The sequence below is a fragment of the Thiomicrospira sp. S5 genome, assembly GCF_003991075.1.
Lineage (GTDB): Bacteria > Pseudomonadota > Gammaproteobacteria > Thiomicrospirales > Thiomicrospiraceae > Hydrogenovibrio > Hydrogenovibrio thermophilus.
Map to the genome: position 1 here is coordinate 2,095,855 of NZ_CP014470.1, position 25,496 is coordinate 2,121,350.

At 51.7% G+C, this 25,496-nt stretch carries 22 protein-coding genes and 3 tRNA genes; 7 read left to right on the plus strand and 18 right to left on the minus strand.

Annotation, left to right across the window (positions count from 1 at the left end; genetic code table 11):
* Positions 1–100 precede the first annotated feature (100 nt).
* Entirely contained in the window at positions 101–1,168 is a 1,068-nt protein-coding gene (gene ygfZ / locus AYJ59_RS09715; protein WP_029937559.1) for a CAF17-like 4Fe-4S cluster assembly/insertion protein YgfZ, read from the plus strand.
* A gap of 114 nt (positions 1,169–1,282) precedes the next feature.
* On the opposite strand, the gene lysS is transcribed toward ygfZ, so the two are convergent.
* Together lysS and prfB are read right to left on the minus strand one after the other, a co-directional pair.
* The gene (lysS, locus tag AYJ59_RS09720) at positions 1,283–2,791 is read right to left on the minus strand and encodes a lysine--tRNA ligase (protein WP_029937558.1); all 1,509 of its coding nucleotides are present in this window, start codon (positions 2,789–2,791) and stop codon (positions 1,283–1,285) included.
* Positions 2,792–2,901: 110 nt separating this feature from the next.
* Positions 2,902–3,997, minus strand: a protein-coding gene (prfB, locus tag AYJ59_RS09725) for a peptide chain release factor 2 (RefSeq protein ID WP_127119988.1) whose coding sequence is annotated in 2 segments (ribosomal slippage) — positions 2,902–3,924 and positions 3,926–3,997 — 1,095 coding nt in all. Because the reading frame shifts where the segments join, the coding sequence is not laid out codon by codon here.
* 274 nt (positions 3,998–4,271) lie between these two features.
* On the opposite strand from prfB, the gene AYJ59_RS09730 reads away from it, so the two are divergent.
* Complete coding sequence (locus AYJ59_RS09730) at positions 4,272–4,922, plus strand: DUF5610 domain-containing protein (protein WP_029937556.1); 651 nt, start codon at positions 4,272–4,274, stop codon at positions 4,920–4,922.
* Positions 4,923–5,037: 115 nt separating this feature from the next.
* On the opposite strand, the gene AYJ59_RS09735 is transcribed toward AYJ59_RS09730, so the two are convergent.
* From AYJ59_RS09735 to AYJ59_RS09745, 3 genes are all read right to left on the minus strand, one after another.
* A complete protein-coding gene (locus tag AYJ59_RS09735) occupies positions 5,038–6,135 on the minus strand; it encodes an NAD(P)-dependent alcohol dehydrogenase (protein ID WP_206197874.1) in 1,098 nt (365 codons plus the stop codon).
* A gap of 114 nt (positions 6,136–6,249) precedes the next feature.
* Positions 6,250–7,407, minus strand: coding sequence for a (R)-mandelonitrile lyase (locus tag AYJ59_RS09740; protein ID WP_127119990.1), 1,158 nt, complete (start codon positions 7,405–7,407; stop codon positions 6,250–6,252).
* Positions 7,408–7,462: 55 nt separating this feature from the next.
* The gene (locus tag AYJ59_RS09745; protein ID WP_206197875.1) at positions 7,463–7,927 is read right to left on the minus strand and encodes a cyclophilin-like fold protein; all 465 of its coding nucleotides are present in this window, start codon (positions 7,925–7,927) and stop codon (positions 7,463–7,465) included.
* A gap of 209 nt (positions 7,928–8,136) precedes the next feature.
* Between AYJ59_RS09745 and AYJ59_RS09750 the strand changes: the two genes are divergently transcribed.
* Complete coding sequence (locus AYJ59_RS09750) at positions 8,137–9,072, plus strand: AraC family transcriptional regulator (protein WP_127119991.1); 936 nt, start codon at positions 8,137–8,139, stop codon at positions 9,070–9,072.
* Positions 9,073–9,194: 122 nt separating this feature from the next.
* On the opposite strand, the gene folD is transcribed toward AYJ59_RS09750, so the two are convergent.
* Entirely contained in the window at positions 9,195–10,046 is an 852-nt protein-coding gene (gene folD / locus AYJ59_RS09755; RefSeq protein WP_127119992.1) for a bifunctional methylenetetrahydrofolate dehydrogenase/methenyltetrahydrofolate cyclohydrolase FolD, read from the minus strand.
* A gap of 162 nt (positions 10,047–10,208) precedes the next feature.
* Here folD and AYJ59_RS09760 point away from each other — a divergent pair.
* The 4 genes from AYJ59_RS09760 (at position 10,209) to AYJ59_RS09775 (ending at position 12,999) form a co-directional block, all read left to right on the plus strand.
* Positions 10,209–10,285 (plus strand) — tRNA-Pro (locus tag AYJ59_RS09760).
* 54 nt (positions 10,286–10,339) lie between these two features.
* A tRNA-Arg gene (locus AYJ59_RS09765) sits at positions 10,340–10,416 on the plus strand.
* A gap of 28 nt (positions 10,417–10,444) precedes the next feature.
* A tRNA-His gene (locus tag AYJ59_RS09770) sits at positions 10,445–10,520 on the plus strand.
* 247 nt (positions 10,521–10,767) lie between these two features.
* Entirely contained in the window at positions 10,768–12,999 is a 2,232-nt protein-coding gene (locus AYJ59_RS09775) for a methyl-accepting chemotaxis protein (protein ID WP_127119993.1), read from the plus strand.
* A 97-nt stretch (positions 13,000–13,096) separates the two neighbouring features.
* On the opposite strand, the gene AYJ59_RS09780 is transcribed toward AYJ59_RS09775, so the two are convergent.
* The 12 genes from AYJ59_RS09780 to AYJ59_RS09835 all read right to left on the minus strand — a co-directional run bounded on the left by AYJ59_RS09780 (position 13,097) and on the right by AYJ59_RS09835 (position 25,481).
* Positions 13,097–14,956: an ABC transporter ATP-binding protein gene (locus AYJ59_RS09780; protein ID WP_029937548.1), complete on the minus strand. Its 1,860-nt coding sequence runs from the start codon at positions 14,954–14,956 to the stop codon at positions 13,097–13,099.
* 14 nt (positions 14,957–14,970) lie between these two features.
* Positions 14,971–15,744 carry a TatD family hydrolase gene (locus AYJ59_RS09785; RefSeq protein WP_029937547.1) on the minus strand — a complete coding sequence of 258 codons (774 nt, stop codon included), beginning with the start codon at positions 15,742–15,744 and terminating at the stop codon, positions 14,971–14,973.
* A gap of 61 nt (positions 15,745–15,805) precedes the next feature.
* The gene (gene holB / locus AYJ59_RS09790) at positions 15,806–16,807 is read right to left on the minus strand and encodes a DNA polymerase III subunit delta' (RefSeq protein WP_237260319.1); all 1,002 of its coding nucleotides are present in this window, start codon (positions 16,805–16,807) and stop codon (positions 15,806–15,808) included.
* Positions 16,808–16,939: 132 nt separating this feature from the next.
* Entirely contained in the window at positions 16,940–17,605 is a 666-nt protein-coding gene (gene tmk / locus AYJ59_RS09795) for a dTMP kinase (protein ID WP_029937545.1), read from the minus strand.
* Between the two features lie 25 nt (positions 17,606–17,630).
* A complete protein-coding gene (gene mltG / locus AYJ59_RS09800; RefSeq protein ID WP_029937544.1) occupies positions 17,631–18,638 on the minus strand; it encodes an endolytic transglycosylase MltG in 1,008 nt (335 codons plus the stop codon).
* Positions 18,638–19,555, minus strand: a complete 918-nt coding sequence (gene pabC, locus AYJ59_RS09805) for an aminodeoxychorismate lyase (RefSeq protein WP_127119994.1) — start codon at positions 19,553–19,555, stop codon at positions 18,638–18,640. Before pabC ends, mltG begins: the two co-directional genes overlap by 1 nt.
* A gap of 26 nt (positions 19,556–19,581) precedes the next feature.
* Positions 19,582–20,925 carry an aminodeoxychorismate synthase component I gene (locus tag AYJ59_RS09810; RefSeq protein WP_051673306.1) on the minus strand — a complete coding sequence of 448 codons (1,344 nt, stop codon included), beginning with the start codon at positions 20,923–20,925 and terminating at the stop codon, positions 19,582–19,584.
* Between the two features lie 41 nt (positions 20,926–20,966).
* Positions 20,967–22,205, minus strand: a complete 1,239-nt coding sequence (gene fabF / locus AYJ59_RS09815) for a beta-ketoacyl-ACP synthase II (protein WP_029937541.1) — start codon at positions 22,203–22,205, stop codon at positions 20,967–20,969.
* 173 nt (positions 22,206–22,378) lie between these two features.
* Complete coding sequence (gene acpP / locus AYJ59_RS09820) at positions 22,379–22,615, minus strand: acyl carrier protein (protein WP_029937540.1); 237 nt, start codon at positions 22,613–22,615, stop codon at positions 22,379–22,381.
* 161 nt (positions 22,616–22,776) lie between these two features.
* Positions 22,777–23,517, minus strand: coding sequence for a 3-oxoacyl-ACP reductase FabG (gene fabG / locus AYJ59_RS09825; protein ID WP_029937539.1), 741 nt, complete (start codon positions 23,515–23,517; stop codon positions 22,777–22,779).
* 10 nt (positions 23,518–23,527) lie between these two features.
* The gene (gene fabD, locus AYJ59_RS09830) at positions 23,528–24,451 is read right to left on the minus strand and encodes an ACP S-malonyltransferase (protein ID WP_269467390.1); all 924 of its coding nucleotides are present in this window, start codon (positions 24,449–24,451) and stop codon (positions 23,528–23,530) included.
* Positions 24,452–24,503: 52 nt separating this feature from the next.
* Positions 24,504–25,481, minus strand: a complete 978-nt coding sequence (locus tag AYJ59_RS09835; RefSeq protein ID WP_029937537.1) for a beta-ketoacyl-ACP synthase III — start codon at positions 25,479–25,481, stop codon at positions 24,504–24,506.
* Between the last annotated feature and the right edge of the window lie 15 nt (positions 25,482–25,496).

Consider the following 25,496-nt stretch of genomic DNA (forward strand, 5'->3'; position numbering starts at 1 on the left):
TAAATCATTTCCCACGTAAAGAGACTCCGTGCGTTCGCATTCAAAAAGGCAGTCACTTCAAGGTATAATGGTCGCCCGAAAATTTTTTTTCAAAGGAAAAATGATGAACGCTGACTGGAAAGACTTTTTATCCGCCAAAGGCGCGCAGTGGAACGACGCCGGTGAAGTGACCACCTTTGGCCTACCGGAAATCGAACGCTATATGGTGAAAAACGGCCCGGTATTCACCAGCCTGGCCCATCAGGCCATCATCAAAGTATCCGGCGAAGAAGCGTTTGACTTTTTGCAAGGGCAGTTCACCAACGATCTCAGTGACGTCACCGACGAACACGCGCAATTAAGTGCCTACTGTGACCCGCAAGGCAAAGTCTTGGCCGTCCTGATGGTCTTCAAACATCAGGACGCTTTTTACCTGAATTTTGACGGCTCGCTGAAAGACACCATCTTGAAACGTTTGACCATGTTCAAGCTGCGTTCCAAAGTGGAACTGGAAGACGTTTCCGACGAGATGATCCACATCGGCTACGGTGGCGACTTCGGTGACCTGGACATCCAGCGCCTCCTGACCACCAAGATCAAAGAATTGTATGAAGTCAAGACACTCGATATGGACGGCGTGCGCGACGTCATCGCCGTGAAGCGCCCCGGCCCTTATCACTGCTACAGCTTCTTCGGCCCGCTGGCGTCGATGAAAACGGTTTGGGAACAATTAAAAAGCAACGGCGAAGCCACCAACAATATTGACTGGAAATTATTACAAATTGTCAGCGGCCAACCCAGCGTGGATGCCGTCACCGGCAACGAGTTCATTGCCCAATTTTTGAACCTGGACAAGCTGGACGCCATCAACTTCAAGAAAGGCTGTTTTCCCGGCCAGGAAGTTATTGCCCGCATGCATTACCGCGGCAAAGCCACCAAACGCATGCTTCGCTTACACTTAGGTGACGCCGACGCACCGGCACCCGGGCAAGAGTTTGTTCTGACCGACGACGCGGATAAAAAATACAAGTTCACCTGCATCCTGTCCGCACCGGATGTATTCGAAGGCTCGGTATGTCTGGCTGTTACCACCTTGAAACCCCTGGAAGCCGTGAACGGCCATCTGAAAAGTGAAAGCGGCGCCTCGGCGAATGTGGAACCGCTACCGTACGATCTGACGGAAGAATAAACCACCCTTCCCAAAAACCGCCAGGCCTGGTGGTTTTCAGACAACCGCTCAAATATAAAAAAAGCCGCTGTTTCAAGCGGCTTTTTTATTGGCATCGCGAGTCGACCGAGTGCGTTAATCCGCCGGACGCATATGCGGGAACAACAACACATCCCGAATCGACGGCTTATCGGTGAACAACATCACCAAACGGTCAATTCCGACACCTTCACCGGCCGTCGGCGGCATACCGTGCTCCAAGGCAATGATGTAATCTTCATCGTAATGCATCGCCTCGTCATCACCGGCGTCTTTCGCTTCCACCTGCGCCTTGAAACGCTCCGCCTGGTCTTCAGCATCGTTCAGCTCGTTGAAGCCGTTGGCCAGTTCACGGCCACCGATGAACAGTTCGAAACGGTCGGTGATAAACGGATTGTCATCGTTACGACGCGCCAAAGGCGATACTTCCGCCGGATATTCGGTAATGAACGTCGGGTCCATCAACTTTTCTTCGACCGTTTCTTCAAAGATTTCGGTCATGATCTTGCCCAGCCCGCAACTCTCGTCCAAATCCAGGTGCAACGATTTCGCAATGGCACGCGCCGAGTCCAAATCATCCAGTTGCTCGGCGGAGATATTCGGGTTGTATTGCAAAATGGCGTCCTTCATCGTCAAGCGTGCAAACGGCTTGCCGAAGTCAAAAGTTTGCCCCTGATACGGCACTTGTGTCGAACCAACGGTCATTTCCGCCAATTCTTTCAACAGTTCTTCGGTGTAATCCATCAACTGATGATAATCGGTATAAGCCGCATAGAATTCCACCATAGTGAATTCTGGGTTATGACGGGTCGACAAGCCTTCGTTACGGAAACTGCGGTTGATTTCGAACACCTTCTCGAAACCGCCCACGACCAAACGCTTCAAGTACAACTCCGGCGCAATCCGCAGATACAATGGCATATCCAGCGCATTATGGTGCGTATTGAACGGTTTGGCTGTGGCGCCCCCCGGAATGACGTGCATCATCGGGGTTTCCACTTCCATAAAGCCTTTTTCAATCAGGAAGTGACGCACATGCTGGACAATTTTAGAACGCAACTGGAAGGTTTCGCGACTTTCTTCGTTGACGATCAAATCCACATAGCGTTGACGGTACTTGATTTCCTGGTCCTGCAAGCCGTGGAACTTATCCGGCAATGGACGCAATGATTTGGTGATCAACTCAATGTGCTCAACGTGAACCGACAGCTCACCGGTATTGGTTTTGAACAAATAGCCTTCGGCGCCCACAATGTCGCCCAAATCCCATTTCTTGAACTGAGTGTTGTAGAACCCTTCCGGCAATTCGTCGCGTGTCACGTAAATCTGAATACGGCCATGCGTATCCTGCAACGTCGCGAAACTGGCTTTTCCCATAATACGACGCAATAACATACGCCCGGCCACCTTAACGCGCACCTTCGGCATGGCTTCCATTTCTTCCTTGCTCAAGGCATCGTATTGCTCGTGCAAATCACTGGAGACGTCGTTACGACGGAAGGTATTCGGGTAAGAATGCCCTTCTTCTCTTAAAGCGGCGAGCTTGGCGCGTCTTTCCGCAATGATTTTGTTTTCATCCACTGCTGGGGTTTCAGGGTTTGCCATGATGTTTCCTATTCAAATCACTTAAAATGTTTCAATTCTTTATCGTCAAGCCAATCAGGCTTTTCTACCAGGCCTGGCCGATTGTGTCCAACACCGACTTAAGGTTTATGTCAGACACCTGCTTTCAGGTTCGGAATGATGAACTGGTCCAGGTCACCGTCCAGCACCGCTGTGGTATTACCGGTTTCCACATTGGTACGTAAATCCTTGATGCGACCGGAATCCAGCACGTAAGAACGAATCTGGCTGCCCCACCCGATGTCGGATTTGCTGTCTTCCAACTCCTGTTTCTCGGCGTTACGGCTCAACATCTCCAACTCATAGAGCTTGGCACGTAATTGTTTCATCGCTTCCGCTTTATTCTGATGCTGGGAACGCCCGTTCTGACATTGCGTGACCGTATTGGTCGGCAAGTGAGTGATACGGACCGCCGATTCGGTCCGGTTAACGTGCTGACCACCCGCACCGCTGGCGCGGTAAACGTCGATCCGCAAATCCGCCGGATTGATTTCGATTTCAAAACTGTCGTCGATTTCAGGCGAAATGAAGACCGATGCGAACGAGGTGTGACGTCGGTTGCCGGAATCGAACGGCGATTTACGCACCAAACGATGCACGCCGGTTTCGGTACGCAACCAACCAAAGGCATAATCGCCCTGCACATGCACGGTGGCACTCTTGATGCCGGCCACTTCCCCGGCCGAGACTTCCATCAACTCCGCTTTGAAGCCGTGGCTTTCCGCCCAGCGCAAATACATGCGCAACAGAATATTGGCCCAATCCTGCGCTTCGGTCCCGCCGGAACCGGACTGAATTTCCAGATAACAATTGTTCGGGTCCAGTTCGCCGGAGAACATGCGCTGGAATTCCAATTGATCCAATTCCTGCTCCAGACGCTCCAGCTCGCTGACGACCTCATCGACCATTTCCTGGTCTTCGTCCATTTCGGCCATTTCCAGAATTTCCTGGGCCGATTCCAAACTGCCGTCCAAATCCTGGATGGTTTTCACCACCTTATCCAGCTGAGCTTTTTCTTTCCCTAAATTCTGGGCGCGTTCCGGGTCGTTCCAGACCGCCGGGTCTTCCAGTTCGCGGTCGACTTCGACTAATCGTTCTTGCTTGGTTTCATAGTCAAAGATACCCCCTAAGCACGTCTGTGCGCTCGGTAAAATCTTTGATTTTGGTGTAAATCGGGTTGAGTTCCATATCCGTAAAAATGTGCTTTTTCTGTAAAAGCGGAATGATACCACTTTTTGCCTTTATTATCAGCCAGTCACATCACTTTTCTCAGCACACTGGCCAACCGGGTTTTTCATTACCTGAAGGCAAATTTTTCTTAAGTTTTCAAACCTTCGGCCGATAACACTTTTGGAGAAAAGGCTTTCTCAAACAACGAAAAACCGTTAAGATGAAAGCAACGAAAAGTGGTTCAAAAACAATAAGATTTCTCCAGACCGAATACCAGAAAAAGGAAATCGTCATGTCTATTTCACAGATACCACCCGGATTACAGGCCTATCAAAAACTGGCCGGCACCCAAAGTGAAGTCCTCGCGTCGGACAAAGCCCAGAAAGGGCAGGAAATGAAATTCGACCAAATCGCCATCCGCAACGAAAACCAAGCCAGCCTGGTGGCACATTTGTTCGGCAATTCCGACGAGGCCATCGGCAACGCATTGAAAATGACCTACCAATCGGCCATTACCAACCTGAATGACATTCTGGCACCAGACCTGGGCGAAAATGTCATTAGTTTGGAGAACCTGGAAAAACAAGGTGGTATGGAATATTGGTCGCCGGAAAACACCGCCGACCGTATTATCAGTGGTGCCACCGGCTTCCTGGAAGGCTTTAAAAAAGTCCACCCGGAACTGGAAGGTGAAGAACTGATGAACAAATTCATGGAAGTCGTTGGCGGCGGTTTGCAGCAAGGCTTTGACGAAGCCCAAGGCATTCTGGAAGAACTCAAAGTGTTCGACGGCATGGTCAAGGACAACTTCACGGCCACCACCGATTTGGTCAATAAAGGCATGGAAAACTTCCGTCGGGACTATTTGGGCTTACCGCCGTTAGAGGAGTCGGAAGCCACGCCGGACAGTGACGACACCGGCACCGACACGGAAACCGTTTAACCCACGATTCCAACTTCCCGGCTCGGAAAATAAAAAGCCCCGCAATGCGGGGCTTTTTTGTTCACGGACAAGCACAATAACACAACAATAGGCTTTATCCGTCTGTCACCGTGGTTTAAATCGTCGCGGCATCAATGACATAACGATAACGCGCTTTTTTGTCCACGACATTTTTCCAGGCCTCATTCACCTGTTCGGCATTGATGACTTCAATCTGCGGGTAAATTTTGTGGTCTGCACAATAGTTGACCACATCCTGGGTTTCTTTCATATCCCCAATCAAGGAGGCATTGAAATTCACCCGGTTAATCGACATGCCAATCGCGCTTAACGTCAACGCAAACCCTTCCGGCATCCCGACCTGGGTATAGAAACCGTTCGGCTTCACCACTGAAGCGTAGGCCGCCACATCATACTGCACTGGAATGGTGGTGATCATGTAATCCAACATCCCTTTGTAAGGGGCCAGCTTCTGCAAGTCATCCACGACAATGGCTTCTTTGGCACCGAACGCCAAAATATCCTTGGCTTTGTCCGGTGTGGTGGTAAACGCATAGACTTCCGCGCCCTTCGACACCGCCAGCTTGATCGCCATGTGCCCCAAACCACCGATACCGGCCACCCCAACCTTATCGCCTTTCTTAAACTCGGCTTTCATGATCGGAGAATAAGTGGTGACGCCGGCACACAATAAAGGAGCCGCTTCCTGAAAGGAAATGCTTTCCGGAATGTGCACCGCAAAATAATCGCGTACCACGATATTATTGGAATAGCCTCCTTGGGAGATACCCGTCGGAGAACTTTTTTCCGGATAGCCGTAAGTGAAGGTGGTTTCCGGACAATACTGCTCGCCTTGCCCCTTGCAATCTTCGCATTCCAGGCAGGTATCGACCATGCAGCCGACCCCGGCACGGTCACCGACTTTAAACTTGGTGACGTTTTTACCGACAGCGGCCACCACCCCGACGATTTCATGACCCGGCACCTGTGGATACTGTTGCGGCCCCCAGTGCCCTTTCATTTGGTGAATGTCGGAATGGCAAATGCTGGCGAACTTGATATCAATCAGCACGTCATTGTCACCGACCGGGCGACGTTCAAACTCCCAAGGCGTTAAAATGCCCGACTCGTCCGTGGCGGCATACCCTCTGGATGGAATGTTTTGATTGGCCGGTGTTTCGGCGGCCGATGCATTTGGTGTCGCTCCCAACATAAGACTGGCTCCTGCAATGGTTGATGTTTCAATAAATTCCCGTCTGGTCAGACCTTTCTTCTTATCCATTTCATGACTCCTGTTATCCAATTTTGAATTCCATCCGGACACCCGCTAGTTCTTCGCAGGCACCGCTTTTAACGCGCTGTCGACTCTTAATCCGGTTTCCCGGCTGACATGGGCACTCAACACCCTCGCCACATCCTGCAATTGCTGTCGACTTAACCCCACATTGGACGCCATACCGATATGCGCATTCAGCTGCGGTTCCACGCCGTCCATATTAGCCAAAGCGGCCACCGTGACCAGTTCTCGGGCCTGGTGATCCAAAATCCCGCGTGCGAACAGGTCTCCAAATAAATGCGCCTGTAAAAACTCATTCATCGCCGGCGAAAAGTCGAACAAAGGCCCGCTCACCGGGTGACCCACCAATTCGGTCTGTACTTTTTCACCGAACTCGCGGCTGGTCTGCCCTTTTGGAATCGATCCTGGCGTATCACCTACCGGGTCTTTAATACCTTGGGCACGTCTGGCTTCGACGACTTTCATCAAAGTCCCCATGCCATTCAGCGCGCGCGGAAAACCAACATAAGCATAAAGATGCACCTGAATTTCTTTGATTTCATTCACCGTCAACCCTGCGTCCAAGCCAGCTTGCATCGCGACTTCCAAGGCCGTCAAATCCCCACTGGCCGTTAAGGCCGAAATCGGTACCAACGCCTGCTGCTGTAACGTCAAAGATTGAATATCCAGTTTTTTGGGGACATTGGCGGCCACCGCCAACTGATAGTCGGCATCGGAGACTTTTTCTTTCCACACCACATTTTCACCGTCCAAACTCCCCGTCACCACCAAATGGGTCATGGCCGCTTCGGGCGTAGCACCGTGCCAATGGTCAATATCTTTCGGACACCAGACGGTTTCGCCTTTCTCAAACGCAATCACCTGTCCGTCTCGGGTGCCGGTCAAAGCGGTGCCCGACGTCACCACCATATGCTGCCCGGCGGGATGCTGGTGCCACGCGGTTCGCGCACCGGGTTGAAAGGAGACATAAGCGCCGGAGTAATGTGCCGTTTCGTTGTTGGGAAACAACATTTTCACCGACACATCACCGGTAAAGTAAGCGTCCGGGCCCTTAAAGGTCTCTTGTGTATCAAGCGGGTACAAGGTCTGGGTTTGGGTTTGCGGGAGATCGCTTTGCGCAAAGCCGAGTGTGGCGAAACTGCTCTTAAGCGCAATCAAAAACGCTCTGAAAAATGGTCGAGTCTGCATATCCTTCTCTCCTTCCTAGTTGAAACTTATTACGTTCTGTCCGGACTGACTTTAATCAGTCCGGACCGTCTTGAACACGTTCAATTCGCACGCGCAACTCACCTTGTTTAATAAGCGTTTCAATGCCGGAATCGATGCGTCCAAGGCGGACCAGGCCTCGCGCATAACCAAAATCCCGATAAAAAATCGCTAGATTGCCCCAGGGCGCGTAATAAGTGATGTCACCAATGGCTGGGTCGATACCGTCCGGCGCGCCGTCCGTCGACAAGGTCGACGGCAAATCGGCGATTTTTTCGGTTTGGTGATAATCGGACAAGGTCACGTCCAATGGCAACATCGCCGCAAAATCCCGACTGGCCGCGTTATCATCCAAAGAGGCTTCCACCACGGCATTTTCCATCACCAGGCGAATTTTCATAAACGACTCTCTTTCCATGGAAGTGGCCTCGTTTTGTGCAAAAGCGGCGTGGGTCATTAATGCCAATAACCCCCATAGGCCTTTTTTCAATAACCTTGTCATCTCACCACTCGCTCCTAAAACTGCGACACTCGGCTCTTCTCAGCCAAAGATAACTTAAGTGTTGGATACCATATTGCATCGAAACCCACCTTAAAAGGTATATTAATTGGGTAAATTTCTTGCCTAATCCACCAGAAAGTTAAATTGGTATTCGACAGCGCACTATAGGAAACGGTATCGTATGAAGTGAAATAAACGGGGGAAATGCCATGACGACTGGACATAACAAAACACCAAACACATCTGCCATTCAAGTATTGCATAATGAACTGGCCGCGGTGATTAACCGTTTGACCCTGGGTCAGGAAGACTGTCCGACGGCGATTCCCAATCTATCGCTTTTCCGACGAGAAGCGCCCTCGGATCCGTGTGTGTGTTTGATCGAACCGAGCATTGTGCTCGTGGTGCAAGGCGCCAAACAAATGCTGATTGGTGACGATGTGCATGAATACAATACCGAACGCTTTCTGGTAACCTCACTGGATTTGCCGGCCAGTTCGCAAGTGCTGGAAGCCAGCCCCGAGACCCCCTCTTTGGGCTTGGTTTTAAAACTCGATATGCGCATCATTGCGGAATTGATTTCACAAACCAAACGGCCGATTCCACGCGGCGATGCGGCGGAAAGCAGCGCCGTACTAGGAACCGTCACCCCGGAATTATTGGAACCCTTTACGCGGTTGCTGGCCTTGCTGGACCACACCGACGACATGGCCGTATTAGCGCCGTTGATTGAACGGGAAATTCATTACCGCTTACTGCAAACGGATTTGGCACCACGGTTGTGGCGAATTGTTTCGGTTGGCAGTCAAAGCCAACGGATTGCCAGCGCCATCGATTGGCTGAAACTGAATTACGCCCAACCGCTTCGGATTGATGAACTGGCGCACCATGTGCAAATGAGCAGTTCCAGCCTGCACCACTACTTCCGCCAACTCACGGCCAAAAGTCCGTTGCAATATCAAAAATGGTTACGTTTAAATGAAGCCCGACGTTTAATGCTCAATGAAGGCATGGAAGCGGCACGCGCCGCATTTCAGGTCGGTTACGAAAGTCCGTCACAGTTCAGCCGAGAATACAGTCGCCTGTTCGGCGCGCCACCAAGACGGGATATTGAAGCCTTGCGCCAAAACTCACAAACGGCTTAAACTCAAACGACAATACGATTTAAGGCCATCAACCATCAGCTGCGATAAAAAGAGAATGAATGTTCAGCCAAGCGGCTGAACATTAAGAAAACCGCCAGGCCTGGCGGTTTTGGACAGTTCGGTTACGACTGAGCGTAAGCCGCCTGCAAAGTGTTTTGCATCAAGGTGGCAATCGTCATCGGCCCGACACCGCCCGGCACCGGGGTAATCCAACTGGCCTTTTCTTTGGCGACGTCGTATTCCACATCACCGCATAAAGTGCCGTCGTCCAAACGATTGATGCCCACATCCACCACGATGGCACCGTCTTTAATCCACTCGCCTTTCACCATATTCGGAATCCCGACGCCCACAACCACCAAATCGGCTTCGGACACTTTCTGCGCCAAATCTTTGGTGGCACTGTGACAAACCGTGACCGTGGCACGGGCGTTCAACAGTTCCAATGCCATCGGCACCCCCACGATATTGGACGCACCCACGACAACGGCGTCCAATCCGCGCAACGGAATGCCGGTTTTTTCCAGCATGGTCATGACGCCGTGCGGCGTACAAGGCGCCAACCCTGGCATGCGCGTCGCCAAACGCCCCATGTTATAAGCGTGGAAACCGTCCACGTCTTTTTTCGGGTCAATACGCTCGATGATTTTTTCCGGGTCGATGTGATCCGGCACCGGCAGTTGCACAATAATGCCGTGCACATCGTCACGAGCATTCAAAGTGTCGATTTCCGCCAACAACTGTTCTTCGGTCGTGTCGGCCGGCAACACCATCGACACATCATTGAAGCCGGCTTTCTCGCACGCAATTTTTTTGTTTCTCACATATACCTGGGAAGCTGGGTCTTCACCCACCAAAATAACGGCCAGGCCTGGCGGATTTTGCCCTTTCGCAACCTGTGCGTCCACTTCCGCACGAATACTCTCTCTCAACTCCTGAGCAATGGCCTTTCCATCCAAAATTTTTGCCGTCATGTGAAAAATCCTATTTAAAACAAATTAATACGAAAAGAGCTGGATATAATAACTGATTTCATGGGGTTCGTCGCCAAAACCGCATGTAAAAATTTTTTCATATTTCCTGATTTTAATTATTGACAGCTTACCGTCCGGTCTATAAAATACGCCGCATCTTTTCGGAGTATAGCGCAGTCTGGTAGCGCACCTGTTTTGGGTACAGGTGGTCGGGGGTTCAAATCCCTCTACTCCGACCAATTTTTATCTTGTTGATGCTCGCTATTCAGCACGATATCTAAGAGGTTCGATAAGCGCCCATAGCACAACTGGATAGTGCATCGCCCTTCTAAGGCGAGGGTTTCAGGTTCGAATCCTGATGGGCGTGCCATTTACGGTATGTCTTTCAAACCACTATGGCGGATGTAGCTCAGTTGGTAGAGCCCAGGATTGTGATTCCTGTTGTCGCGGGTTCGATCCCCGTCATTCGCCCCATTTCCCCCATTCAAATAATCCTGTAACGCTCAGTGTTCTTTCATCGCTGAAACCGATTCGTATGTCCAAGCTCCCTTCCCTTTCTTTCCTCTTGAACACATAACATCAAATACTGAAATAAAAGCATTCAATCCTCGTAAAAATTTTTTATCACAAAAATACAAGATACCCCCTATATAATTAATGAAAATAATGCATGTATGCATGTAAACGCTTCAACAATTAAAACAATAAGGGGTCTGCACTAATGACAAACGCAAAAGCACTCAACAGTATTCGAGTCAAAAGTACAATTCCCATTGTCACGCTGGCCATATCCATCATTCTGTTACTTGCGGCGTCATCCTGGATGCTCAAGATGCAAGAACACTCCATCCAACTGCAAGCGGATAAATTTGTCCAATCCATTTCCTTAACACTCAATGCGGACCGGGATTTGTATCAGGCCAAAGAAGCCGAATTGAACTTATTGGCGCGCTACGGCGATGCCGAGGCCGAAAACGCCTCCCGCCTTGAAAACGCCCAGCAAGTCGCCGACCGTTATGCCAAATACCAGACCAATATGCAGGATTACCCGGATGTGCTGGAAAAATCCTCCGCATTCCAAGCCGACTTTGCCGCCTGGAAACAACAATCAGACAAGTTGGTCGCTGCCATCGGACAAGCCTCACCGGAAGAAATCAGCGCGCTGCGCCAAGACGCCGAACAGAAGTTCTCCGCATTACGCGACAACCTGGATAAAGCCGGCGAAGCGGCTTTGTCCAAATCCGTCGAGATACGCGAACACCTAGCCCAGAAACTTGAACAATTCCAGAACATCGCCATGGCAATATTGGGCGTGATCCTAATTGGTGCTTTGTGGCTGGGGTATTCCATTCCCAGAAACATTGCCCGGCAACTCCACCAATCCATCGATACCGCCAACGCCATCGCCGCGGGTGAGTTATCCACAAACATCGAGATTCGGACCGAAGACGAAACCGGACAATTATTGAATGCCATGAAACACGTTCAAGGCACGTTGCAATCCTTATTGCAGGACATGGACCACATGTCTCAACAGCACGATGACGGTGACATCGATGTCCATGTCGACGAAAGTAAATTCCAGGGCGATTTCCAAAAAATGGCCGCCGGCGTCAACAAGATGGTTGACGGACACATTCAAGTGAAAAAGAAAGCCATGGCCGTGTTTGAATCGTTCGGCAAAGGCGATTTCGGGGCCGACATTGAAAAGCTTCCCGGCAAAAAAGCGTTTATCAACAACGCCATTGAAGCGGTTCGCCATAACCTCAAAGCCATCACCGCCGACACCGACATGTTGATTCAAGCCGTGGCCGATGGCGCACTCGACAAACGCGCCAACGCCAACCAATTCCAAGGCGACTGGAAACAAATGATTGAAGGCATCAACCGGATACTGGACGGCATCGTGCAGCCGGTCAATGAAGCCATCCAGGTCTTAAAGGAAATCGAGCAAGGCAACCTCACCCAAACCATCAACGGCGATTACAAAGGCCATTTGGACGACTTCAAACAAACGGTCAACAACACCGTCACCAAACTGTCCGATGTCATCAATCAAACGGCTCAGGCATCTCAAGTCGTCTCGCAGGGCTCTCAGGAAGTGGCGCAAGGCGCCATGGACTTAAGCCAACGGGTCCAGGAACAGGCCGCCGCCATTGAAGAAACCTCCTCGACCATGGAAGAAATGACCTCCAGCGTGAAAAACAACGCCCAACATGCCAAGGAAGCCTCGGAAGTGGCCCATACGGTACAAGGCCAGTCTAACAGCGGCTCTACAGTGATGAAGCAGACCATTGAAGCCATGAATGCGATTCAGGAATCCAGCCACAAAATTTCCGACATCGTTACATTGATTGATGGCATCGCCTTCCAGACCAACTTGCTGGCACTCAACGCCGCCGTTGAAGCGGCACGGGCCGGTGAACACGGGCGTGGTTTCGCGGTCGTGGCCGGCGAAGTCCGTTCACTGGCACAAAAATCGGCCGATGCCGCCAAGGAAATCACCAGCCTAATCACCGAGAGTGTCACCCGCATCGACCAGGGCACGCAACTGGCCTCGGAGTCGGGCGAAGTTCTGTCGGGCATTAATCAATCCATTAATGAAGTCGCCCAGATGATCGAACAAATCTCACAAGCCTCGAACCAGCAGATGGAAGGCATCGACCAGGTGCATAAAGCCATCAGTCAAATCGACGAAGTCACTCAACAAAATGCGGCACTGGTAGAAGAAACGGCCGCCGCCGCCGACAGCATGAACGAGCAGGCCGAAAGCCTTGACCGGAACATGGCGTTTTTCAAAACCGGTCAATCAGTTCATCTGCCGCCGGCCAAAAAGACGGATACCAAACCTGCCAGCTTACCGCCGGCTAAAAAATCAAACGCGCCTGCAGAAACGAAGCCGACTGACAGTCACGAGTCGGAAAAGGCGTCCGATGAATGGAGTGATTTTTAAACCACCAGAGAGAACCGCCGATGAAACGGTCACCTTGCGTTTGAATTGAAAAAACCACCAGGCCTGGTGGTTTTTTATGTGCCTTAACACGATGACTCTAACGATACAGGCGCTGATAAGTCCCGCCGGACACCACCAAATCTTCATGGCTGCCCGATTCGATAATGTGGCCGTCTTCAAAGACAAGAATGCGGTCGGCCTGCTTGATGGAACTCAAACGGTGCGCCACAATCAAAGTGGTTCGCCCTTTCAGGAAAGGCGCTAAATCGACGTACAGCTGACGTTCGGTCTCCATGTCCAACGCCGACGTCGCTTCGTCCATAATCACCACTTTCGGATCCTGCAAAATCATTCGCGCAATGGCGAGGCGTTGACGCTGACCACCGGACAATTTAATGCCGTTACGGCCGACCATCGTGTCCAAACGATGTTCCAGCTTCTCGACCACCTCTTTCAATTGCGCCATTTCCAACGCCTGCCACAATTGCTCATCCGCCAAATCCTGCCCCAGCGTCAAGTTGAAACGAATGCTCTGCTGAAACAACACGGGTTGCTGCAAGACAGTGGCCACATTTTCCCGCACGCACTGCTGGCCGATGTCTTTAATCGACACCCCGTTATATAACACCTCGCCGGCATCTTGTTGATAAAAACCGAGCAGCAATTGCACCAGCGTGGTTTTGCCCCCGCCACTGGCACCGACAAACGCCAGTTTTTCACCGGGCTGAATGGTAAAACTCAGATCATGCAATACGGCTTCGTCTTTGCCGGGATAATGGAAAAACAGGTTTTTGACTTCCACCGAAACGGTATCGGCGTCAAATGGGTTCTGCTTTTGCGGGTATTTGGGCTCCTGCTCCAAATCGAGAACATTGTTGATGCGCTGCAACGCCCCGCTACCGGCACTGTAAGCGTATTGAATGGCGAGAATTTCCTGCACCGGCCCCATCATGAACCAAAGGTACCCGAACACCGCCATCATTTCGCCGATGGACAGATTGGAAAACACCACCATCAGAAAACTGACGCCACGGAAAATGTCGAACCCGACCAGAAAAATCAAAAACGAAATGCGGCTGGCGGCTTCCGACTTCCAGGTAAAGGCTTCGGAATGGTGTTTGATGTCCTGCGCATTGCCAAGAATCCGGCGGAAAAACGGCGTATCCTGATTGGCGGCGCGCACCTGTTGCAACGCGTCCAATGTTTCCGACAACGCCTGCTGAAAAGCATCGATGGCGGTGTTTTCGTCTTTTTTCAGGGTTTTGACCGCGCGCCCCATCCGCATGGTGAAATACACCACGATGGGGTTCATCAACAGGATGAACAAGGCCAATTCCCAATGCAGCCACAACAGAACCGCCGTCACCCCGACCAGCGAGAAAACCGCCAGTATCACCTTGCCGACCGTTGTGCCCAAAAAGGTGTCGATGGTATTGACGTCATTTACCATGGTGGCGGTCACGCTGCCGCTGCCCATGGTTTCATACTGACTCATGGCAACGCCTTGAATCCGCGCCAGCAAGTCCTTGCGGATGCCAAAGGTCACATCTTTAGAAATCACGGTGAACTGCTGTACCTGCCACACTCCGAACACTACCCCGAGCACACGCAACAAAATGGTAATCAAGGTCACAATCAGGATATAGCCGAGTGCGGTTTGCCAAGCCAGCGGAATCACATCATTCAACGAATGCACAATCCAACCGGGTTTATCCAGCAACACTTCGTCGACCAGCAACGGCAACAACAACGGCAAAGGCACCGTGGCCAGCATGGCGAACAACGCAATGATATGGGCTTTGATCAGACGGGATTTATGCCGCAACACCAAATCGAAAATACGCTGCCAGCTATACGCCGGACGATCGGATGCCACCGTTGATTCCGGTTGCCCCAATTGATCCGCCGACACACTCACTAAGGTGTCGGCGGTTTTCCCAGCTCCTGCCTGACTCATACTGGAAAACCGACTCATAACTTAAACAGGCGTTTGAAATTGGCCGTGGTGGCTTCAGCCACGGCCTCCAACGGCAAGTCTTTCAAGCGCGCAATTTCTTCGGCCACGTAACGGGTATAACCCGGTTGGTTGGTTTTGCCGCGATACGGCACCGGCGCCAAATACGGCGAATCGGTTTCCACCAAAATGCGATCCAGCGGAATGGCTTTGGCCACTTCTTTCAATTCTTTAGCGTTTTTGAAAGTCACGATGCCGGAAAAGGAAATGTAAAAGCCCAACGCCATCGCCGCCTGTGCCGTCGCCAAATCTTCGACGAAACAATGCATAATGCCCCCGACCTGGTCTGCCCCCTCTTCCTTCAGGATCTGTAAGCAATCCGGGGTGGAGTTACGGGTGTGAATCACCAGCGGCTTATCCAACTGTTTAGCCAACCGAATCATTTGCCGGAAACGATCCGCCTGCCACGTCATGTCCTCATCGTCGGCATTAAAATGATAATAATCCAGACCGACTTCCCCCACCGCAAGCACTTTCGGATGCGACGCCGCCTTTAACAGGGCATCATCGGTGGTGACCACGTCTTTGGGTTCACAGGGATGAATGCCGATGGCGGCATAGACTTCTTCGTGCGTGTCCGCCAACGTCAGCACCTCATGCCAGGCGCCGGGGCCAATGGCGATGCACATCATTTTATCGACGCCCAATTCATGTGCCTTTTCCAGCACCTCTTCCGTTCCGCCGACATCGTCGGGCAAAATATTCAGGTGACAATGTGAATCAATAATCATAGTAAAACTCGTTTATTTTGGGTGTGATGCTCATCCATTCACGAACACCCCCGTCATTTCATTACAAATCGCGGCCGCGAATCAAGGCACCGGAAAACGCCGCGCCCGGCTGATAATCGGCCTGTTGCTGTTGCAACCATTCCAAACAGATACCTTCCAGCAACAAATCTTTATTGACGTTCTGATGCCAGTATTGGCGCGCCTGCAACACCGCTTTCTGGAAGGCTAACCAATTGGGACTGTAAGGCCGCTTTTGGCCATACAAGGCGGAACGCACCACATTCACCGACCAAGCATAGAAATAATCCAGCGCCACTTCCGGCCGGGGCCATTTTTTCCATTTTTCGACGGCCTGCGACACACTCAGGCGTCCTTGTTGCAGGCCTTTGATATCGTCCTGCCAAGCCGCTTCCCATTCAAACGCTTTGTCGTCAATCCAGGTTTTCGCTGCCACCGGGCCACCCCAGTTGAGCGTCAGCGCTTTTTTCAACAACGGCAAATCCGCTTGCGGTAAAGCTTGTTGCAACCAGGCCAGGGCCTCATCACGCGACGGGGCGGCAAACGCCACCTGACGGCATCGGCTGATAATGGTGGCTGGCAGCGCACTCAAACGATGCGTGGTCAAAATCAACACCGTGCGTTCCGGCGGTTCTTCCAGGGTTTTCAGCAAGGCGTTGAAAGCCGACACATTCAAGGTTTCGGTTTCCAGCACCAGCACCACTTTGAAGCCGCCCTGATGGGCCGTGCGGCTGACCTTGTCGGTCAGCTCACGCACTTGATCGATGGTGATTTCTTTTTTATCCTCCAGGCGTTTCAACACCCAAAAGTCCGGGTGGGTCGCCTGCCGAAACTGATGACATTGTGCGCATTGCCCGCAAGCTTTTACGCCTGGCGTTTGGCACAATAAGCCTTGCGCCATTTCCCGCGCAAAGGCATCAATACCAATCCCCGCCGCACCGGACAGCAGATACGCCTGTCCCAAATGGGCGGCCTGCTGCTGCCACTGTTGCCAAGCGGTTTCCTGCCAGGGAAAAATCATCGAGTCACCATCCGTTTTAGCCACCCATCGTTTTTTCGTGCTGTATCACGCTGTTTCATAGGTAGATTGATTCTCATTTCGTTCACGGGAAGTTTGCATTCTAACACCCTGAGGTGTTTCATGAAATACGTTTTGAAGAGGCTTAGCCCGGAAATTTCATAAATTTGCGGACCCGCTTACCATGCTCATCAGAGCGGCTTGCAACTGTGCTTGAACTGCTTCCAGCGGCTGCTGCGCATCCAGGACGGTATAACGCTCCGGTGCCTCTTCTGCCCGAATCAGATAGGTCGCTCGGACCTTTTCAAAGAAATCGATTTTTTCCTGCTCGAAGCGGTCAATGTGCTGCCCCGACAATTCGGCCCGCGCAGCCACCCGTTTCATGCCTTCTTCAATGGGTAAATCAAACACAAAGGTTCGATCTGGAAAACGCCCTTTCTGCACCCATTGCTCAATTTCGGCAATGCGCTTGAACGGCAAACCGCGCGCGCCGCCTTGATAAGCATAGGTCGCATCGGTAAAACGGTCGGAAATCACCCATTGGCCGGCCGCCAACGCCGGTAGAATTTTTTCCTGTAGGTGCTGATTGCGCGCCGCGAACATTAGTAACAGTTCCGTGTCCGGCGTCATCTCACCGTATTGCTTATCAAGCAAAATGTGTCTGACCGCTTCACCAATGGCGGTGCCGCCCGGCTCTCGTGTTACCACCACGTCGATGCCCCGGTCCCGCAACCACTGCTCGATAAACATCAGATTGGTGGACTTACCGGCGCCTTCCGTCCCTTCGAGCGTAATGAATTGACCGGGTTGTGTAACATGAGACATGAATGAATCCTATGGGCTGCTTGAGTTATTGACGCGACAAAATGTATTTACGCACCGCGCGATTGTGTTCTTTCAGCGTGTTGGAAAACACGTGCTGACCATTGCCTTTGGAGACAAAGTATAACGCCTTGGTGGTCGCCGGGTTCAACACCGCACGAATTGCATCGGCGCTCGCCAGTGCAATTGGCGTGGGCGGCAGTCCGTTGATGCGATAGGTATTGTAAGCGGTTTTGGTCTGCAAGTCTTTTTTGCGGATATTGCCGTCGTATTTGTCACCGATGCCGTAAATCACCGTCGGGTCGGACTGCAACCGCATGCCTTTACGCAGGCGATTGACGAACACACCGGCAATCATCGGTCGCTCGGGCGCATAGCCGGTTTCTTTTTCGACAATCGACGCCAGAATCAGCGCCTCGTAAGGGGTTTTAATCGGCAAGTTATCCGCACGATTCGCCCAGGCCTGCTGCAAGGTTTTCTGTAACGACGCATGGGAACGCTGCAAAATCGACAAGTCCGTTTCGTCGGCGGAATAGAAATAGGTTTCCGGCAGGAACTGGCCTTCCAAAGGTTGTTTCAAACCCAGCTGGGCCTGGATGGCGGCGGTGTCTTGATAATCGAGCACCTTTTCCAGCTTGGGTGAATTGCGCAGGGTTTCCAAGCCTTGTTGTATGGTCTCCCCGGCAATAAACGTCACCGGATACGTCACCGTTTTGCCTTGAATCAAGGCGTCGATTAATTCATCCAACGTCCAATTCGGATGAATTTCGATTTCACCGGCTTTCACCTGCTCTGCCTGACCACGCCACTTCAGGACCCAAACCAACCATTCCGGATGACGCACCATCTTGGCTTCGTACAGCAAATGCGCCACTTTACGGGACGTGGTGCCTTTCGGAATCGACACCACTTGCGCGTCGGCTTGTGAGGAAATCGGTTGGGTCAGAAACTGCTTGAAAGCCCAACCCTCAACCGATAACCAGGTGACCAGCACACAGGCCGCCACCGTCATAAGGAACAGTTTGATTTTTTGCATTAAACCCGTAACCCTCGGATATTCGTTAAATTCGTCTGTTGCCAATTCAGCCAGGCCTGGGCGATTTTATCACTTTGATGCATGGCGTAGGCTCGGCCCTGAAAATGACTCACCGGCATCACACCGCGCAAGGCATTGCAGCAAAAGAGCTCGTCAGCCGCTAACAAATCTTCGCGGCGTATCTCACTCCATTCCACCGTCTGTTCAAACCCGCTTGCCTGCAAGGCGTGATTGAGCGAACGCAAACAGGTTCCGAAGACCCCGCTGTGCGTCAGTTTCGGCGTCAAAAGCCGCCCGTCTTTGAGCAGCACCAGATTGGCCTGAGTAGCACTGATAACCTGACCGTCACCGTCCAGCATCACCGCTTCGTCGAACTCGGTGTCCAACAACGCCTGGCGGGCCAAGACGTTTTCCAAACGATTCAAGTGCTTCAAGCCAGCCAATTGGGTTTGGCGCGACGCCTCGATATCGGACACGGTCATCTTCAATCGAAAAAATGGCCAGGCCTTTATACCCTCTCGGGTGTGGTCGTTTTCCAATGTTAGGCTTTCTGTCGCCCCCTCTTCCGGAAACGGCAACCGCTGGATGAAGACCGACGGACGCGGCTTGGCCAACGGCTGATAGCCTTTGCCGCCTTCGCCGCGGGTAATCAAAATCTTAATGACTTCCAACGGTTGCGCCGGGCGCGATTTGATAAACGCAATCAAATCATTGATCATATTGACCGGATTCAACGCCGGAAAGCCTAAACGCTTCTGGCTTTCGTTCAGTCGCGCCCAATGGGCGTCCCAATTGGCCAGTTGACCGTCGACCAGCAAGATCGTGGTGAAGAAGCCGTCGCCATACAACAAACCTCGGTCAAAGCCAGACTGTGAAATCGGTTCCCCATTCAGCCAGATTTGTGTATTGAACTTCATAACCACTCCTCTTTGGTATCAACCCTTTAAACATCACCCAGTAACGCGTTCAACAGCCCCTTAGCTTTATGGCGCGATTCCTTCAGCTCCCGTTCCGGAATCGAATCGGCGACAATGCCCGCGCCGGTCCGCAGCGACACTTGATTCCCTTGCTGCAGAATCGTCCGAATCAGAATATTAAAATCCAACGAACCATCCCGGTTGATATAGCCTAAAGAACCGGTATAGGCTTGTCGAGGCATTTGTTCCAATTCGGCGATAATTTCCATGCAGCGCACTTTCGGACAGCCGGTAATGGTGCCGCCCGGGAAAGTGGCGTGAATGATTTCCAACGGCGTCATGCCGGGCTGGAGATGCCCGCGCACATTCGACACGATGTGATGCACATGCTCGTAGGTTTCCACCACCATCAACTCATTAACTTCCACTGAACCGGGCAAGCAGATTCGCCCGAGATCATTACGCTCCAAGTCAATCAACATAATGTGTTCGGCGCGTTCTTTCGGATGGGAAATCAATTCTTCGATCAAGGCGCGATCGGCCGCCAAGTCGGCACTGCGTTTGCGGGTACCGGCAATCGGACGCGTTTCCACCCAAGGTGCCCGGTATTGCACCAAACGTTCCGGAGAAGAGCTGAGCAATTGCCAATCGCCAAACTGCGCACAAGCCGCAAATGGGGCCGGATTATTGCGCCGCAACGACGCGTACAAGGCGGCATAATCGGCCTCACTCAATTCAAAGCGCCATTCACGCGACAGGTTGACCTGAAAGATGTCTCCGGCCAGGATGTAATCTTTAATGGTTTCAATGCCGTTCAGATATTTGGCTTCCGGTTCTTCCCAGCGATTAGTGACCTGAATATCAACCGGTTTATCCGGCCGGGCTTGCGCCGATTCAAAATCCTGACGCATGGTGTCGAGACACGCTTCAAAACCGGCTTCGGCCATAAAGTGTACCTGTCCGGTTTGATGGTCGACCATCACCGCCGCCGGCACACGAACCAACACCGCCAACGGTAAATCGGACACCGGCAAATTCAGCGTCGGTTCAACGACCTGAGCGTAATCATAACTGAAATAACCGAACCAACCGCCGGTAAAGGGTAAGTCCGAATCGATGTCCGGAACTTGGAGTGGTTGATAGGCGTCGTGAAACGCATTTTGGAACGCCTCGGCGTCGGTTGCATCCGACAAGGTCAAGGTGTCTTGCGGAAAGGCAAACAGCACATCAAAACGTCCCAATTGCCCTTGGGCCACGCTCTCCAATAAAAACGGATAGCGTGCCGCATCCAGCTGATGCAGTTTTAACAGGTCAACTTGTGGACAGTCAATGGAAACAACGTTCATTGTCTGCGTAGACGTGGCGGCCATTTGGTCGAACCTTTATTGATGTCGGAAGCAGTCAAAAACCATTAAACTTTAGCAAACACCAAAGAGGCATTGGTTCCGCCAAACCCAAGCGAGTTGGACACCGCATAGGTGATTTTCGCCTCACGTGCCCCATCGGACACAAAGTCCAAATCACATCCGTCCGCCGGATCTTCCAAATTAATAGTCGGCGCCAATACCTGCTCTTGAATCATCAAGGCGGTGAACACAGCTTCCATCGCCCCGGCCGCGCCCAAGGCGTGCCCGGTCATGGATTTGGTGGAACTGACCGCCAATTTGTGCGCGTGGTCACCAAAGACGGATTTAATCGCGCTGGCTTCACACACGTCACCGGCCGGTGTCGAGGTGCCGTGCGCATTGATGTAATCGATTTGTTCCGGGTTCAACTCGGCGTTGCGCAAGGCATTTTGGATACAACGCGCGCCGCCTTCCCCCCCGTCGGCCGGTTTGGTCATATGATAGGCATCACCACTCATGCCGAAACCGACGATTTCACAATAAATATGCGCGCCACGCGCTTTCGCATGTTCATAGTCTTCCAACACCACGGCACCGGCACCATCACTCAAAACGAACCCGTCGCGCCCTTTATCCCAAGGACGGCTGGCGGTTTGCGGATCGTCATTGCGGGTCGACAAGGCTTTCGCCGCGGCAAACCCGGCCAAGCCGAGCGGCGTGGTGGCTTGTTCCGCCCCACCGGCAACCATCACATCGGCATCGCCGAATTGAATCATTCGGTAGGCATCACCAATGCTGTGCGTACCAGTTGCACAGGCGGTGCCAATCGCCATATTCGGGCCTTTCAAACCGTGCATGATCGACAGGTTCCCGGAGACCATATTAATGATGGAACTTGGAACGAAAAACGGTGAAACACGACGCGGACCGGATTTCTGCAAGGTCGCATGTTGTTTCTCAATGGAGCCGATCCCGCCAATGCCGGAACCGATGGACACACCGATACGCTCGGCATTCTCTTCGGTCACTTCCAAACCGGAGTCTTTGAGCGCTTGCGTGCCCGCCGCCATCCCATAGTGAATGAACGGGTCCATTTTCTTCGCTTCTTTGGGCGTAATGTATTCGGTAATATCAAAGTCTTTGATTTCCCCACCGAATGTCACGGCAAAACCATCCGTGTCAAAGCCTTTAATGGTTTCAATTCCGCTTTGCCCTTTCAGCAAGGCCGACCAAGTGGCTTCAACCGTATTCCCGACCGGTGTGACACAACCAATCCCCGTTACCACAACACGACGCATTTTCATCTTTCATTCCTTTACATTCACACGCCACCGACGCTTATCCGTCGGTGTTTTATTCCATTGTTCCATGCGCCTTTCGCCAAGCCCACATCAGTAAATATCAACTTGGCGATTTTTCAGTGGCCAGAAACAAAAAAAGCCGTAAAAACGGCTTTTCTGAAAACTTTCAGTTTCGATCAGTCTAGGTTCGCTTCTACATAAGCAGTTGCTTGCGCTAAAGTAGAGATTTTTTCTGCTTCTTCGTCAGGAATTTCGCAGTCAAACTCTTCTTCCAATGCCATAACCAACTCAACTGTGTCCAATGAATCCGCACCTAAATCATCGATGAAAGAAGCATCAGGGGTAACCTGGTCTTCTTCAACACCCAATTGTTCTACAACAATTTTTTTGACGCGTTCTTCAATACTGCTCATGGAATATTCTCCGGTTTACTTGTTAAATTAAAATTCTTCTTTAAAAAATTCCGCTCATTTTCGCCTTATCTTTGTTTTTTTTCAAGCTATTTTGAAAAAACATCCTGACGCATTATAAGCCAAAACCAACACCCAATGATTAAAAAAGCCTGAATCGGCTTTTAAATCATGTACATACCACCATTTACATTGATGGTTTGGCCGGTAATATAGCTGCCGCCTTCCGAGGCCAAAAAAGTCACCGTTTTGGCGATGTCTTTCGGCTCTCCCAGACGCTTCAATGGAATCTGTTGCGTCAAGGCTTCACGCTGCTCTTCCGGCAAGGCGCGCGTCATATCGGTATCGATAAAGCCCGGTGCCACTGTGTTTACGGTCACATTCTTAGCACCGATTTCACGGGCCAAGGATTTGGTGAAGCCCATAATCCCGGCTTTGGCTGCGGCATAGTTGGTTTGCCCGGCATTGCCCATCACACCGACAACGGATGCAATGTTGATAATCGCACCTTGCTTGGCTTTCATCATGCCGCGTAGACACGCCTTGGACATGCGGTAAACCGAACTCAAATTCGTGTCGATGATGTCGTCCCATTCATCGTCTTTCATACGCATCAACAGGTTGTCGCGTGTAATCCCAGCATTGTTCACCAGAACCGTCGGCGTACCAAATTCTTTGGTCACTTCACCCAATACGGTGGCAATCATTTCAGCATCGGTGACATTCAAACATTTCCCCACACCTTGCGCGCCCGCTTCCTTTAAATAGTCGGTAATGGCTTGCGCACCGTTTTCGGATGTAGCCGTTCCAATGACCGTCGCGCCATTCGCCGCCAAATCCAAGGCGATCGCCTTTCCGATGCCACGGCTCGCCCCTGTTACAAAAGCTATTTTTCCAGATAACATAAGGTTTTCCTTAGAGAGTTTCCAACGATGCCGTAAGTGTAGCCGAATCGTAAACGGCTTGCATCCCCATTTTACGATCGATGCGACGGTTCAGCCCCATCAACACTTTGCCTGGGCCCAGCTCATACAAACGCTCGACACCCAAGGATTTCATTTTTTCAACCGTCTTCACCCATTGCACCGGACGGTACAATTGTTCCACCAACGCCTGTTTGATTTCCACTTCCGAAGCAGCGGTATCGACATTGACGTTATGCAGAACTGGAATGGCTGGTGTGTTCAATGTCATCCCGTTCAGTTTTTCAGCCAAAGCATCCGCAGCCGGTTTCATCAGGGAGCAATGAGACGGCACGCTGACCGCCAATGGCACAACACGTTTGGCGCCCGCTTCTTCAAACACGGGCAGCACCGCATCCACCGCAGTTTTTGCACCGGCAATCACAACCTGACCCGGTGAATTGAAATTCACCGCTTCCACCACACCGTCTGCGGCGGCACAGATGTCCATAATCTGCTGATCTTCCAAGCCAAGGACGGCGGCCATGGCCCCTTCACCGGCCGGAACAGCAGATTGCATCAAGCGTCCACGCTCAGCGACCAATTCCACGCCTTGCGCCAAATTCATTACGTCAGCCGCCACCAAGGCCGTGTACTCGCCCAGCGAGTGCCCCGCCAGATACGCCGGCGCCAAGGCTTTCTGCCCGGCCATGGCGCGCCAGATCGCAATGCCGGACGTCAACATCGCCGGTTGCGTGACATCGGTTTGGTTCAATTTTTCTTCCGGACCGTTTTGTACCACACTCCAAAGGTCATAACCCAAGGCTTCAGAAGCTTCATCAAATGTGGATTTTACAACGGCATGCTGCTCAGCCATATCGGCCAGCATTCCAACGGATTGCGACCCTTGACCGGGAAAAACAAACGCGTATGACATAATATAAACGTTCCTTAAATTTGATTAATCTGAATTCTGACCAGGCCTGCCATTAAAAACGCAGCAACGCAGAGCCCCAGGTAAAGCCGCCGCCGAAGGCTTCCAACAGCACGACCTGATTTTTCTGGATGCGACCATCACGTACCGCTTCATTCAACGCCAGCGGAATGGATGCACTGGAGGTATTGGCGTGTTTGCTCACCGTCATCACGGTTTGATCGTCGCCTAATCTCAGTTTGCGGGCCGTAGCTTTAATAATACGGGAATTCGCTTGATGCGGAACCAACCAATCCAAGTCGGTTTTCTCCATCTGGTTGGCATTCAAGGTCTCCGAGGCGATTTGGCTTAACGTATTCACCGCAATCTTGAAGACTTCATTACCTTTCATCGACATGGTTCTTTCGGCAATTTCATCGGTTTGCGGCACTTTGGACGGGCCGGATGGGACATGCAACAACTCTTCATACTGACCGTCGGCATGGATGTGTGTAGACAAGATACCGGTTTCTTCAGACGCTTCCAGCACCACGGCACCGGCTCCGTCCCCGAACAAGACGCAGGTATTGCGGTCTTCCCAGTTGGTGATACGCGACAACGTCTCCGCTCCGACAACCAAGGCGCGCTTGACCATACCGGTTTTAATGTATTGATCCGCCACACTCAAGGCGTAGACAAATCCGGTACAAACGGCTTGCAAATCGAAAGCCGGCGCGCCGTGATTGCCCAAACGAGCTTGCAACAAGGTCGCGGTACTTGGAAAAATCTTATCGGGTGTCGTGGTCGCCACCAGAATCAAATCCAATTCCTGCGGCGTAACGCCAGCCATTTCCAGCGCCTGCAATGAAGCTTGTTCCGCCAAATCACAGGTGGTTTGGCCTTCCGCGGCAATGCGTCTTTCTTCAATCCCGGTCCTTTCTCGAATCCACTCGTCGCTGGTGTCCACCATTTTTTCCAAATCAGCGTTGGTCATCACCTTTTCTGGGAGATAACCTCCCGTTCCAATAATTCGACTGTAGATTTTTTGACTCATAGGACCTGCTTTAGC

Coding starts and splice junctions, on each gene's coding strand:
- AYJ59_RS09740 (WP_127119990.1), bottom strand. CDS start 7,407: ATGCAGACTCGACCATTTTTCAGAGCGTTTTTGATTGCGCTTAAGAGC.
- AYJ59_RS09735 (WP_206197874.1), bottom strand. CDS start 6,135: ATGTTGGGAGCGACACCAAATGCATCGGCCGCCGAAACACCGGCCAAT.
- lysS (WP_029937558.1), bottom strand. CDS start 2,791: ATGGCAAACCCTGAAACCCCAGCAGTGGATGAAAACAAAATCATTGCG.
- mltG (WP_029937544.1), bottom strand. CDS start 18,638: ATGCAAAAAATCAAACTGTTCCTTATGACGGTGGCGGCCTGTGTGCTG.
- AYJ59_RS09745 (WP_206197875.1), bottom strand. CDS start 7,927: ATGACAAGGTTATTGAAAAAAGGCCTATGGGGGTTATTGGCATTAATG.
- AYJ59_RS09785 (WP_029937547.1), bottom strand. CDS start 15,744: ATGATTATTGATTCACATTGTCACCTGAATATTTTGCCCGACGATGTC.
- acpP (WP_029937540.1), bottom strand. CDS start 22,615: ATGAGCAGTATTGAAGAACGCGTCAAAAAAATTGTTGTAGAACAATTG.
- ygfZ (WP_029937559.1), top strand. CDS start 101: ATGATGAACGCTGACTGGAAAGACTTTTTATCCGCCAAAGGCGCGCAG.
- AYJ59_RS09810 (WP_051673306.1), bottom strand. CDS start 20,925: ATGGCCGCCACGTCTACGCAGACAATGAACGTTGTTTCCATTGACTGT.
- folD (WP_127119992.1), bottom strand. CDS start 10,046: ATGACGGCAAAAATTTTGGATGGAAAGGCCATTGCTCAGGAGTTGAGA.
- AYJ59_RS09775 (WP_127119993.1), top strand. CDS start 10,768: ATGACAAACGCAAAAGCACTCAACAGTATTCGAGTCAAAAGTACAATT.
- AYJ59_RS09750 (WP_127119991.1), top strand. CDS start 8,137: ATGACGACTGGACATAACAAAACACCAAACACATCTGCCATTCAAGTA.
- fabD (WP_269467390.1), bottom strand. CDS start 24,451: ATGTCATACGCGTTTGTTTTTCCCGGTCAAGGGTCGCAATCCGTTGGA.
- fabF (WP_029937541.1), bottom strand. CDS start 22,205: ATGAAAATGCGTCGTGTTGTGGTAACGGGGATTGGTTGTGTCACACCG.
- AYJ59_RS09835 (WP_029937537.1), bottom strand. CDS start 25,481: ATGAGTCAAAAAATCTACAGTCGAATTATTGGAACGGGAGGTTATCTC.
- AYJ59_RS09730 (WP_029937556.1), top strand. CDS start 4,272: ATGTCTATTTCACAGATACCACCCGGATTACAGGCCTATCAAAAACTG.
- fabG (WP_029937539.1), bottom strand. CDS start 23,517: ATGTTATCTGGAAAAATAGCTTTTGTAACAGGGGCGAGCCGTGGCATC.
- pabC (WP_127119994.1), bottom strand. CDS start 19,555: ATGAAGTTCAATACACAAATCTGGCTGAATGGGGAACCGATTTCACAG.
- AYJ59_RS09780 (WP_029937548.1), bottom strand. CDS start 14,956: ATGAGTCAGGCAGGAGCTGGGAAAACCGCCGACACCTTAGTGAGTGTG.
- tmk (WP_029937545.1), bottom strand. CDS start 17,605: ATGTCTCATGTTACACAACCCGGTCAATTCATTACGCTCGAAGGGACG.